This window comes from Hydrogenophaga sp. (genome assembly GCF_041633695.1).
Classification (GTDB): domain Bacteria; phylum Pseudomonadota; class Gammaproteobacteria; order Burkholderiales; family Burkholderiaceae_C; genus Hydrogenophaga.
The window spans coordinates 1-11,256 of the sequence record NZ_JBFJMY010000110.1 but is presented as its reverse complement, the minus strand read 5'-3'; the positions used below and the strand labels follow the sequence as shown (position 1 = coordinate 11,256).

Annotated in this window: 11 protein-coding genes; 8 read left to right on the top strand and 3 right to left on the bottom strand. The window is 64.1% G+C overall.

Annotated features, from left to right (window positions below):
- Positions 1-72: 72 nt before the first annotated feature.
- From ABYB95_RS09065 to ABYB95_RS09055, 3 genes are all read right to left on the bottom strand, one after another.
- Entirely contained in the window at positions 73-1,635 is a 1,563-nt protein-coding gene (locus ABYB95_RS09065) for an NAD(P)H-hydrate dehydratase (protein WP_372658135.1), read from the bottom strand.
- 56 nt (positions 1,636-1,691) lie between these two features.
- Positions 1,692-2,183, bottom strand: a complete 492-nt coding sequence (gene lysM, locus ABYB95_RS09060; RefSeq protein ID WP_372658134.1) for a peptidoglycan-binding protein LysM — start codon at positions 2,181-2,183, stop codon at positions 1,692-1,694.
- Positions 2,184-2,373: 190 nt separating this feature from the next.
- The gene (locus ABYB95_RS09055; RefSeq protein ID WP_372658133.1) at positions 2,374-3,657 is read right to left on the bottom strand and encodes an FAD-dependent oxidoreductase; all 1,284 of its coding nucleotides are present in this window, start codon (positions 3,655-3,657) and stop codon (positions 2,374-2,376) included.
- Positions 3,658-4,003: 346 nt separating this feature from the next.
- Between ABYB95_RS09055 and rpsB the strand changes: the two genes are divergently transcribed.
- From rpsB to rseP, 8 genes are all read left to right on the top strand, one after another.
- Positions 4,004-4,759 (top strand): 30S ribosomal protein S2, encoded by a 756-nt coding sequence (gene rpsB / locus ABYB95_RS09050; protein WP_372658132.1) that lies wholly within the window; start codon positions 4,004-4,006, stop codon positions 4,757-4,759.
- A gap of 117 nt (positions 4,760-4,876) precedes the next feature.
- Complete coding sequence (gene tsf / locus ABYB95_RS09045) at positions 4,877-5,794, top strand: translation elongation factor Ts (protein ID WP_372658131.1); 918 nt, start codon at positions 4,877-4,879, stop codon at positions 5,792-5,794.
- Between the two features lie 170 nt (positions 5,795-5,964).
- Positions 5,965-6,675 (top strand): UMP kinase, encoded by a 711-nt coding sequence (gene pyrH, locus ABYB95_RS09040; RefSeq protein ID WP_372658130.1) that lies wholly within the window; start codon positions 5,965-5,967, stop codon positions 6,673-6,675.
- Between the two features lie 43 nt (positions 6,676-6,718).
- Positions 6,719-7,279, top strand: a complete 561-nt coding sequence (gene frr / locus ABYB95_RS09035) for a ribosome recycling factor (RefSeq protein WP_372658129.1) — start codon at positions 6,719-6,721, stop codon at positions 7,277-7,279.
- A 46-nt stretch (positions 7,280-7,325) separates the two neighbouring features.
- Complete coding sequence (uppS, locus tag ABYB95_RS09030; RefSeq protein ID WP_372658128.1) at positions 7,326-8,090, top strand: polyprenyl diphosphate synthase; 765 nt, start codon at positions 7,326-7,328, stop codon at positions 8,088-8,090.
- Complete coding sequence (locus ABYB95_RS09025) at positions 8,083-8,916, top strand: phosphatidate cytidylyltransferase (protein ID WP_372658127.1); 834 nt, start codon at positions 8,083-8,085, stop codon at positions 8,914-8,916. The genes uppS and ABYB95_RS09025 overlap by 8 nt, the downstream gene beginning before the upstream one ends.
- Before the next feature lie 3 nt (positions 8,917-8,919).
- Entirely contained in the window at positions 8,920-10,104 is a 1,185-nt protein-coding gene (ispC, locus tag ABYB95_RS09020) for a 1-deoxy-D-xylulose-5-phosphate reductoisomerase (RefSeq protein ID WP_372658126.1), read from the top strand.
- A 72-nt stretch (positions 10,105-10,176) separates the two neighbouring features.
- Positions 10,177-11,256, top strand: a 1,080-nt coding sequence (gene rseP / locus ABYB95_RS09015) for an RIP metalloprotease RseP (protein WP_372658125.1), incomplete at its 3' end; no start/stop codon positions are given.

Sequence of the window (11,256 nt, the reverse complement as noted above, 5' to 3'; positions counted from 1 at the left end):
GCTGGTGCTGGTGATTCTGCTGCAGGTGGGGCTGATGCTGCTCGGCTGATTCCGGCGCTGCGCCAGCGGGTATTACCCGCCCGCCAGCAGCTGGCTGGCCGTCAAATTGGGGCGGTCTTCACCGGTTGCGCGCTGCTGGGCCCACCGGTCCGCCAGCGCGCCGTGGTGATGGACCGCTGAGGCCACACGGTCGTGCGCCGTGGACGGTGTGAAATCGGGTGCGGCCCACGCGGCGGCGATCATGCCGGCCAGCACATCGCCGGTGCCCGCTGTGGCCAGGGCCGCGTTGCCCGTGGGGTTGATGAGCGGCAAGCACCCCGGCGCGGCGATCACCGTGCCCGAGCCCTTGAGCACACACACCGCCCCGAAGCGCTCTGCCAGCTGTTGCGCGGCAGAGAGCCGGTCGCGCATCACCTCTGCGGTGCTCACGCCCAGCAGGCGCGCGGCCTCCAGCGGGTGGGGCGTCAGCACCGTGGCCTTGTTTCGACTGGAGCGGTGCTGCAACAAGGTTTGCAGGCCCGGGTCGTTGGCGATGGCGTTGAGCGCGTCTGCGTCCAGCACCAGGCGGGCGGCCGAGGACAGCACGCGGGGCAAGACCTCCGCCACGCCGGAGCCGCCGCCACAGCCGCACGCCACGCAGGCGCTCTGCATCAGGTTCGAGGCCAGAAGCGCGTCGATCTGGCGAAACATCAGCTCGGGGCACACCGGGTCCCAGCGCAGCGCGGACGCTGCGACCCCGGCCTCCAGCAGCGCTACGAAGACCCGACCCGCCCCGGCGTGCAGACTGGCGCGTGCCGCGAGGATGGCCGCGCCCGTCATGCCGGCGCCGTCGATCGCGATGTCCTGTCCTCCCACCGCCAGCACGTCGCCGTAGCGGCCTTTGTGTCCGGCATGGGCGTGGGCCGATTTTTCAGCCGTGGGGGCGTGTTCGCCGGCCAACCAGGCGGTGGCCTGCGGCTCGGCGGGGCAAGCCAGATCGTCCAGCCACACCTCACCAGCGAGGTCGCGCCCAAAGGCGGTGAACAAACCGGGTTTGAGCGTGAGCAGGCTCAGGGTGTGGCGCGGCCCAAGGCCTTGGCGCGTCACGGAGCTGGAGTCGCCGTGCGTGACCGCGCCGGTATCGGCGTCGAGGTCGCTGGGCACGTCCACGCACAGTACTGGCCGGGGGCAATGTTGCAAGGCCAGGAGATCGCGGGCAAGCGCCCCCTCGGCCGGGCGGCGCGGACCAATGCCCAACAACGCGTCAATCAACAGGTCGAAGTGCTCCGGTTGGGTGTCTGAAAACACCACGCCGGCCACCTTGGCCTGCTGCAGCGCGGCTGCGGCATCTGCTGGCAGCTGTTGGCGGTCTGCCAACAAGGTGACCACCACTTTTAGGTGACCGCCATTTTGCTGCGCCCACTGGTGCAAATGCGTGGCCGCGACCAAGCCGTCGCCGCCGTTGTTGCCCGGGCCGCAAGCGACCCAGATGCTTGCCGCATGTGGACAAAGCGCCCGCGCCAGTTGGGCGACCGACAGGCCGGCCCGTGCCATGAGCGTGCCCGGCGGCAAGCCCGCAGCCGCAGATTTTTCAAGCGCCCGGGTGGCCTGGGTGTGGTGCAAGGCCTCGCGCGTACTGGCTGTGATCCGGCGCATGCGGTGTTCGGGCATGGGTGGCGGAGGCGGGCCGTGCGGCGGTCAGCGCGTTGGACTCAGGCCGCCGGAATGCGCAGCAGCTGTCCAGGGTAAATCTTGTCCGGGTGGTTCAGCATGGGCTTGTTGGCCTCAAAGATGAGCATGTATTTGTTGGGCGAGCCATAAAATTCCTTGCTGATCTTGGACAGGTTGTCGCCCTTGACCACCGTGTACATGCGCGACTCGGGCTCGGGTGTGGCGACCGTCATCAGATCGCTGACCGAGGCCACGCTGGAGACGTTGCCGCAGCACAGGACCACCTTTTCACGTGTGGCCTGGTCGGGTGCAATGCCTGAGACCGTCACGGTTTCGGTCGTGCCTTCGTAGTCCACGCTCAAGCCTTCCACGTTCAGCTTCATGCTGGCGATGTAGTTGGCGATGGCCTGACCGGCCGCCTGGTTGGCTTGCGCGGCCAGTGCGGGGTCGGACGCGGCAACGGGTGCGGCAGCGGCCTTGCCCATACCGAACAACTTTTCGCCGGCTTCCTTGATGAAACTGAACATACCCATGGGATCACTCCTGAAAATGGTTGGATGGAGACGGTGAAAAAACCGTGCCTGCACGATCCTGCGGTGCGGAGGGCGCGTCGTCAAGTCGCATGGCCGGATGCACAGGCCGCGCAGGTGCGAGCCGCTGCAAACCGCACACGGGTGGCCCGATCTGACGGTTGCACGCCACGCCCGCTTGAATGGGAAGGCTTCAGCGCGCAAAGCGCTGGATACCGAAGGCCGCCACATCGATCCCGGGCGTCTGCCCTTGAACCAGATCGGCCAGCACCCGGGCGCTGCCGCAAGCCATGGCCCAGCCATGGGCGCCGTGGCCCAGGTTCAGCCACACGCCGGGCACGCCGCTCTCGCCCAGCACGGGCGAGCCGTCCGGCGTCATGGCCTGCGCCCCCTGCCATTCCTGGACGCTGTCTTTGCCTCCACCCAGGCGCGCCGCACCGGGAAACCAGTCGGACAGCACTTGGTACAGGCGTCTCAGCTCGGCTTTGGACTTCACACCCTGTGTTTCCCCCAGCCGGGATCCCCCGGCAACCCGGATCCGCTGGCCCATGCGCACGATGGATACCCCGTGCCGCGCGTCCAGCACGGCGGCCTGGGGGGTGTCCAGCGGTTCGCGCACCGCTGCGCTGATGGCGTGTCCGTAGACCGCCTGCAGTGGCAGCACCAGTCCCAACGGGCGCAGCAAACCCAGACTGGACGCGCCGGTGCAGACCACCGCGCCGTCAAAGCGCTGTGCAGCACCCGCGCCCGGATCTTTCTGCGTGCTGGGTTGGGTGCGCAAATACACGCCGCCACTGCTGTCCAGGTGCTCCACCTGGGTGGAAAATTCGAACCGGCAGCCCAGTTGCTGGGCCTTGGATTTGAGCAGCAGCGTGAACTGGCGGCAGTTGGCCGCCTCGTCGCCAGTGAGCTGAATGGCGCCGTGTAAAGCTGTTTCGGTGCTCAGAGCCGGCTCCAGCAGGTGAATCTGGTCGCCGGGAATTTCTTTGAACCCGATCCCCAGCTCGCGCATCAGGGGCAGGCTTGCTGCCGCTTGCGCGCTGTCGCGGGCGCTGCGCAGCAATACCAACAATTCTTGGCAATGGTCGTATTCGAGTTGCAGTTCGGCGGTGAGTGTCCACAAGCGTTGCTGGCTGTAGCTGGTGAGCTGGTGGTTGCCAATCAGCTGGCTGGCCGCCTGGCTGGCGCGGCCCGAGCGCAACGAGCGCCACAGCCACTGCAACTCTTGTCCACTGGGCAGGCGGTTCAAGCGCAGGCCGGAGCCACCCGCAGGCCCAGGAAAAAGCGAGCGCACCGACTCCAGGGCGCCCATGTGCAAGGCCAACCAGCCCGGTGAAATCAGGCCGCCGCTGGAAAAGCTGGCTTCTTCTGCGGCGGTCTGGCGGCGTTCGAACACCGTGACCTCGTGACCGCTTTGCGACAGCTCGTAAGCCGTGGTGACGCCGATCGCGCCCGCCCCAATGATGGCCAGTTTCAAGCGATACCCCAAATGCAGGATGCGGTGCGTGGTGCAGGGTGGCGGACCCCCGGATGGAGGTTGGACAGGGAAGGCTGGGGCATGGGGGAGGGCGTGCGGGAGGCACTAAGGGTTGCGGTGGCGTGTTGACGAGGCTACCGCAGAGGCGGGTGGAGAGGGACTGTACTGCTATAATCGACAGGCTTGACTGGAATCGGGTTTGATGCTTGCTTCAAACCAGAGACCGGTCGGGTTAATCACAAACCAGCCCAACCAGGTGTTGCCAGCGGGTCTTGGATTCCAGAGGAATTCATGACCGGTGGTGATCGGGGCTGGATTTTAGTCCCAACCTCTGGAAAGAAATCTCATGTCTATCACCATGCGCGAAATGCTGGAAGCCGGTGTCCACTTTGGTCACCAAACCCGCTTCTGGAACCCCAAGATGGCTCCGTACATCTTCGGCCATCGCAACAAAATTCACATCGTCAACCTCGAAAAGACGCTGCCTCTGTTTGAAGAAGCAGCCAAGTTCGTGCGTCAGCTCTCCGCCAACCGCGGCACCATTCTGATGGTCGGCACCAAGCGCCAGTCGCGCGAAATCGTCGCCACCGAGGCCCGCCGCGCTGGCGTGCCTTTCGTGGACCAGCGCTGGCTGGGCGGCATGTTGACCAACTTCAAGACCGTCAAGACCTCGATCAAGCGCTTGAAGGACATGCAAGCTCAGCTGGAAGCGGGCCTGGACAGCATGTCCAAAAAAGAACAACTGACCTTCAGCCGTGAAATGGCGAAGCTGGAAAAAGACATCGGCGGCATCCAGGACATGGCTGCTCTGCCCGACGCCATTTTTGTGATCGATGTGGGCTTCCACAAGATCGCCGTGCTGGAAGCGCAGAAGCTGGGCATTCCGCTGGTCGGCGTGGTCGATACCAATCACAACCCCGTGGGCATTGATTACGTGATCCCCGGTAACGACGACTCTTCGCGCGCCGTGGCCTTGTATGCCCGCGGTATCGCCGATGCGGTGATCGAAGGCCGTACCAATGCCGTCAACGACACGGTCAAGACCGTGGTGGCCGAAGGCCAGGACGAGTTTGTGGAAGTCAAGGAAGCCGCTGCTTCCTGATTCCGAGCTTTTGCGGAAAGAGGGGCTCCAGTAGCCCCTTTTTCGCAAGCGAATCCCTTGATTGGATGGCGTCAGCCCATCCTACTGCGAGTCGAAACGACCAACGGAGAATTGAATATGGCAATCACAGCAAGCATGGTGGCAGAACTGCGCGCCAAGACCGATGCGCCCATGATGGAGTGCAAAAAGGCCCTGACCGAGGCCGAAGGCAATATGGAAAAAGCCGAAGAGTTGCTGCGCGTCAAGCTCGGCAGCAAAGCCGGTAAAGCCGCCAGCCGGGTCACGGCCGAAGGCGTGGTCGCAAATTTCATCGACGGCACCACCGGTGCTTTGGTGGAAGTCAATTGCGAAACCGACTTTGTGTCCAAGAACGATTTGTTCTTGGCGTTCTGCAACCAGGTCGCCGAGTTGGTGGCCAAGCACAACCCGGCCGATGTCGCGGCCTTGTCGGCCTTGCCTCTGTCCATGGAGAGCTTTGGCCCCACGGTGGAAGACGTGCGAGCCGGCCTGATCGGGAAAATCGGCGAGAACATGAGCATCCGCCGCTTCAAGCGCTACAGCGAAGGTGGCCAACTGGCCGCTTACTTGCACGGTGTGCGCATCGGTGTGGTGGTGGAATACGTGGGCGACGAGACCGCCGCCAAAGACGTGGCCATGCACATCGCTGCCATGAAGCCGGTGTCTTTGTCGAGCGCCGAAGTGCCAGCCGAGCTGGTGGCGCGCGAGCGTTCGGTGGCCACGGCCAAGGCCGACGAAGACCGCAAGATCGCCGAAGCCGCTGGCAAGCCGGTGCAGTCCGATGAAATCGTGGCCAAGCGCATCGAAGGCGGCGTGCAGAAGTACTTGAAAGAAGTGAGCCTGTTCAACCAGTCCTTCGTCAAGAACGACAAGCAGACCGTTGAGCAGATGCTCAAGGCCGCCGACACCACCGTCAAGGGCTTTACCTTGTACGTGGTGGGTGAGGGCATCGAGAAGAAGGCGGACGATTTTGCCGCCGAAGTGGCCGCACAAGTGGCCGCCGCCAAAGGCGCCTGATCCAGAATGGAAATGGCCGCCTGACGCCGAACAAGACAACGGGCCGCAAGGCCCGTTGTCTTGTGTGGAACCGATTGGCGCAGGCACAGGCCGGCACTGCGGTGGTAAGTCCGGCGGTCCTCGCTACACTTGGCGGTTGAGATGTTGATTGCAATACAGAAGGTTGTCCCATGCCCGCTTACAAACGGATTCTGCTGAAGCTCTCCGGAGAGGCCCTGATGGGCGACGATGCGTTTGGCATCAACCGGGCCACCATCGTGCGCATGGTGGAAGAAATCGCCGAGGTCACCCGCCTGGGGGTCGAAGTGGCGATCGTGATCGGCGGCGGCAACATTTTCCGTGGCGTGGCCGGTGGTTCGGTCGGCATGGATCGGGCCACGGCCGACTACATGGGCATGCTGGCCACGGTCATGAACTCGCTGGCCCTGGCCGACACCATGGAAAAAGCCGGTTTGGTGGCGCGGGTCATGTCGGCGATTGCCATCGAACAGGTGGTGGAGCCCTATGTGCGGCCCAAGGCCTTGCAATACCTGGAGGAGGGCAAGGTGGTGGTGTTCGCCGCAGGTACCGGCAACCCGTTTTTCACCACCGACACCGCTGCCGCCTTGCGCGGTGCCGAGATCGGCGCCGAGATCGTGCTCAAGGCGACCAAGGTGGACGGCGTGTACAGCGCCGACCCCAACAAAGATCCGTCCGCAACCCGCTATACCTCCTTGTCTTTCGACGAGGCCATGGGCAAGAATCTGCAAGTGATGGACGCCACGGCGTTTGCGCTGTGCCGGGACCAGAAGCTGCCGGTCAAGGTGTTCTCCATCTTCAAGCCCGGTGCGCTGCGCAACGTGGTGCTGGGGGGTGATGAAGGTACCCTGGTACACGTTTGACCGCTTGGTTGCGACCGCATTCACCCATTTCGAGGAGCAAAAAATGAGTACTGCCGAGATACAAAAAACCGCCGAACACAAGATGCAGCAATCGCTGGAATCTTTTAAAAGCAGCCTGACGAAAATCCGCACCGGCCGCGCCAGTCCGGGCTTGCTCGATACCGTGCATGTCGAATACTACGGTTCGATGTTGCCTTTGTCCCAGGTGGCCAACCTGTCTCTGCTCGATGCCCGTACCGTGGGCGTGGCTCCGTGGGAGAAGGGCATGGGCGCCAAAATTGAAAAGGCGATTCGGGAGTCCGACCTGGGGTTGAACCCCTCCAGCCAGGGCGACCTGATCCGGGTACCCATGCCGCCCATGACCGAAGAGCGACGCAAGGAATTGACCAAGGTGGTGCGCAACGAAGGCGAAGCCGCCAAGATCGCGATCCGCAACCTGCGCCGCGACGCCAACGAATCGGTCAAGCGCCTGGTCAAGGACAAGCTGGCTTCGGAAGACGACGACCGGCGCTCGCAGGAAGATATCCAGAAGCTCACCGACCGCATGATCATCGAGGTGGACCGGCTGGTGGCGTCCAAAGAACACGACATCATGGAAGTGTGATCCGCGTGTCGGACCCGCTGCGGCAGTTTTCTTTTCATGGCGCTCCATGACGGCAAAAACCTTTGAAGATCTGCCGGGTGCGGGGCGTGTGCCTCGGCATGTGGCGATCGTCATGGACGGCAACGGGCGTTGGGCGCAGAAGCGCCACTTGCCGCGCGTGGCCGGACACAAGCAAGGGGTGGACGCGCTCAAGCGCACAGTCCATGCCTGCCTGCGCCGCCGTGTACAGGTGCTCACCGTGTTTGCTTTTTCCTCTGAAAACTGGAACCGGCCCGCTGAAGAGGTGGCGGGCCTGATGGAGCTGCTGGTATTGGCGCTGTCGCGCGAGGTGCCTGAGCTCCACAAAAATGGGGTGCAGCTGCATTTTCCGGGCGACAAGACCGGCTTGTCTGCTCGCGTGGTCCGTGGGCTGGAGTCGGCGGCGGTCAAGACCGTGGGCAACCAGGCGCTGGTGCTCAATGTCTGCTTCAACTACGGCGGGCGCTGGGACATGGTTCAGGCCGCGCGGCGGCTGGCCGAACAAGGCATTGAGATCAACGAAGAGACACTGTCTGCGGGCATGGCCTTGGCCCATGTGCCGGACCCCGATCTGCTCATCCGCACTGGCGGCGAATCGCGCCTGAGCAATTTCCTGCTCTGGCAATCGGCCTACACCGAGTTGTATTTCTCCGACGGCCTGTGGCCAGACTTTGACGAGATCGAGCTGGACAAGGCCTTGACCGATTTCGCGGGCCGCGAACGGCGGTTCGGCCAGACCTCGGCACAGGCCCCCGGCAGTGCTCTGCCCACGAGCGGGCGACAGCATGCTTAAGCAGCGCATCGTCACCGCGCTGGTGTTGCTGGCGATTCTCTTGCCCGCGTTGTTCTACCCGTCGATCGAACCTTTCGCCGCCTTGACCCTGCTCTTGATCGTGGCAGGAGGATGGGAGTGGGCCCGGCTCAATGGCTGCGGTACCCGGGTGGCCTTGGGCGTTGGCCTGGGACTGGGCGCTGCACTGGCGGGCTTTTGGCTATCGGGGGGGCTTGGCTTGGCCTGGCGCCCGCTGTGGCTGGCGGTCGGCGCAGTGTGGGTGCTGCTGGCGGTGGTGATGCTGCGGCGCGGCGTGGCGGGTTGGGGGGCCTGGTCGCCGCCGTTGCGCCTGTGGCTGGGCTTGTTCCTGATCGCCTGCGCTTGGCTGGCCATGGTGCAGGCGCGTCTTTTGGGTTTGAATTTTCTGTTGTCGCTGTTTGGCCTGGTCTGGATGGCGGACATCGCGGCCTATTTCGGTGGCAAAGCGCTGGGGCGTCGCAAGCTGGCGCCCGGCATCAGCCCCGGCAAAAGCTGGGAAGGTGTTTTCAGCGGCATGGCCGGGGTATGCCTGTTGGCACTGGCCTGGCTCTGGGCCGACGCCAACGGCCATACCGCGCAGGCCAGCGTATTTACCCATTTGTGGCGCATGGGCCCCGTCCTGGCCTTGCTGGCACTGGTTTTTCTGGTGGCCATGAGCGTGGTCGGGGATCTGATCGAATCGCTGGTCAAGCGCAGCGCGGGGGTTAAAGATTCCAGCCAACTGCTGCCCGGCCACGGTGGTGTGCTGGACCGCGTCGATGCTTTGTTACCCATCTTGCCGCTGGGCATGATGCTGGCCACGTTGTAAAACATGACTGCACCACTGTTCCTCACCATTCTGGGCTCGACCGGCTCCATCGGCACCAATACGCTGGACGTGGTGGCCCGCCACCCGGATCGGTTCCGCATTTTTGCGCTCACGGCGGCAACCCAGGTGGAGACCATGCTGGCCCAATGCGTGGCTTATCGGCCCCGCTACGCCGTCATGGCCAGCGCCGATCACGCCCAGCAGCTCACGCAACGCGTGCAGGCCCTGGGCCTGCCCACCGAGGTTCTGGCCGGCGAGCAAGCGCTGTGTGATGTGAGTTCTGCGCCCGAGGTCGATTGCGTCATGGCAGCCATCGTGGGTGCGGCGGGCATGGCGCCCAGCTTGGCCGCCGCGCGCACGGGGAAAAAGCTGTTGCTGGCCAACAAAGAGGCCCTGGTGGTGGGGGGCGAGTTCTTCATGTCCGCCGTGCGGGCCGGTGGTGGTGTGCTGCTGCCGATCGACAGCGAGCATTCGGCCATATTCCAGTCCTTGCCCGAAGACCCGGCCAGCTGGGCGCAGCGGGTGGAGAAGATCGTGCTCACCGCGTCCGGTGGGCCGTTTCGCACCCGCGACCCGCAAACCTTGCACAGCGTGACGCCGGATCAGGCTTGCGCCCACCCCAACTGGGTGATGGGGCGAAAGATCTCGGTCGATTCGGCCACCATGATGAACAAGGCGCTGGAGGTGATCGAGGCGCGTTACCTGTTTGACTTGGCGCCGTCGCAGATCGAAGTGGTTATCCACCCGCAGAGCGTGATCCATTCCATGGTGCAATACCGCGACCGCTCCATGGTGGCCCAACTGGGTACGCCCGATATGCGGGTACCCATTGCCTATGGACTGTCCTGGCCGGAACGCATGGAGTCGGGTGCGGACGCATTGGATTTCGCCACGCTGGGCGCTTTGACGTTTGAGCCGCCCGACGCGCAGCGCTTTCCAGGGCTGCAGCTGGCCTGGGACGCGCTGCAAGGGCCGAGTGGTACCACCGCCGTGCTCAACGCGTCCAACGAAATTGCGGTGCAGGCGTTTCTGGAACACCGCTTGCGCTTCGACCAGATTCACCGTGTGAACCATGCAACTTTGCAGCGCTTTCGCCCCTCCAAAGCCAGCGGTCTGGACGAGCTGCTGGCCATCGACCAGGAGGCCCGCAGCGTGGCGCAAGCCCTGGTGTCGACACAATCGCCTTGACCTTGAATCGGGTGCCGTCGCTGGACGTATCCAGAACCTGGATGGCTTGAACTGGAAAGATGAACCCCTGACATGTTGACCCTGATAGCTTTTGTGGTGGGCCTGGGCTTGCTGATCGCGGTGCACGAATACGGGCATTACCGCGTGGCCGTGGCTTGTGGCGTGAAAGTGCTGCGCTTCTCGATTGGTTTTGGCAAACCCTTGCTGCGCTGGACGCGCAAGAACCAGAGCACCGAGTTTGTGCTGTGCGCCTTGCCGTTGGGCGGCTATGTGCGCATGCTCGACGAGCGCGAAGCGCCGGTGGCCGCAGCGGAGCGCCACCTGGCTTTCAATACCCAGCCCTTGCGGTCGCGGGTTGCCATCGTGGCCGCCGGCCCAGTGGCCAATCTGTTGCTGGCGGTGGTTTTGTACGCCGCAGTGAACTGGATCGGGGTGGATGAACCCCAACCCGTGCTCAGCAGCCCGGTGGCGGGCTCCCTGGCCGAGCGCGCCGGTGTGCGTGGCGGGGAATGGGTGGGCCAAGCCGGCGCGAATCCGGACGAACCCAACGAAGTGGCTTCCTTCGAGGACTTGCGCTGGCGTCTGACGCAAGCTGCGCTGTCCGGTGAGGACCTCACCTTGTGGACCAGCGCTGAAGAGGGCGGGAGCACCCGGGCGCTTGTCCTGCCCTTGAGCGAACTGGACGTGAGCGAGGTCGATGCCAGCCTGTTTCAGCGCATCGGCATCGTCGGTCCATGGACGGCACCGGTGGTTGGTGAAGTGCTGGACGGTGGTGCCGCCGCCGCCGCCCGTTTGCAGGCCGGCGACCAGGTGCGTCGCATCGACGGCCATGCGGTGGTGGATGGGCAGGCGCTGCGTTCCATGATCCGCGCCGGTGTCGGCCCTGCTGGCCAGGTCGTGTCGCAGAGCTGGGACATCGAGCGCGCGGGCCGGGTCATGACACTGGAGGTGGTGCCCGCTGCGGAACGCATGGGCGAGGGCTGGATCGGCCGAATCGGCGCCTATATCGGTGCGCCGCCTGCCATGGTGCTGGTGCGGCATGGGCCGCTGGACGGGCTGATCCTGGGGCTGGAGCGGACTTGGGAGGTTTCGTGGATCACGCTCAAGATGATGGGCAAGATGCTGATCGGGGAAGCGTCGGTGCGCAATTTG

Excerpts from the sequence above, each read along its gene's own strand:
- rpsB (WP_372658132.1), top strand. The coding sequence starts at position 4,004 with ATGTCTATCACCATGCGCGAAATGCTGGAAGCCGGTGTCCACTTTGGT.
- uppS (WP_372658128.1), top strand. The coding sequence starts at position 7,326 with ATGACGGCAAAAACCTTTGAAGATCTGCCGGGTGCGGGGCGTGTGCCT.
- ispC (WP_372658126.1), top strand. The coding sequence starts at position 8,920 with ATGACTGCACCACTGTTCCTCACCATTCTGGGCTCGACCGGCTCCATC.
- tsf (WP_372658131.1), top strand. The coding sequence starts at position 4,877 with ATGGCAATCACAGCAAGCATGGTGGCAGAACTGCGCGCCAAGACCGAT.
- ABYB95_RS09065 (WP_372658135.1), bottom strand. The coding sequence starts at position 1,635 with ATGCGCCGGATCACAGCCAGTACGCGCGAGGCCTTGCACCACACCCAG.
- ABYB95_RS09025 (WP_372658127.1), top strand. The coding sequence starts at position 8,083 with ATGCTTAAGCAGCGCATCGTCACCGCGCTGGTGTTGCTGGCGATTCTC.
- pyrH (WP_372658130.1), top strand. The coding sequence starts at position 5,965 with ATGCCCGCTTACAAACGGATTCTGCTGAAGCTCTCCGGAGAGGCCCTG.
- lysM (WP_372658134.1), bottom strand. The coding sequence starts at position 2,183 with ATGGGTATGTTCAGTTTCATCAAGGAAGCCGGCGAAAAGTTGTTCGGT.
- frr (WP_372658129.1), top strand. The coding sequence starts at position 6,719 with ATGAGTACTGCCGAGATACAAAAAACCGCCGAACACAAGATGCAGCAA.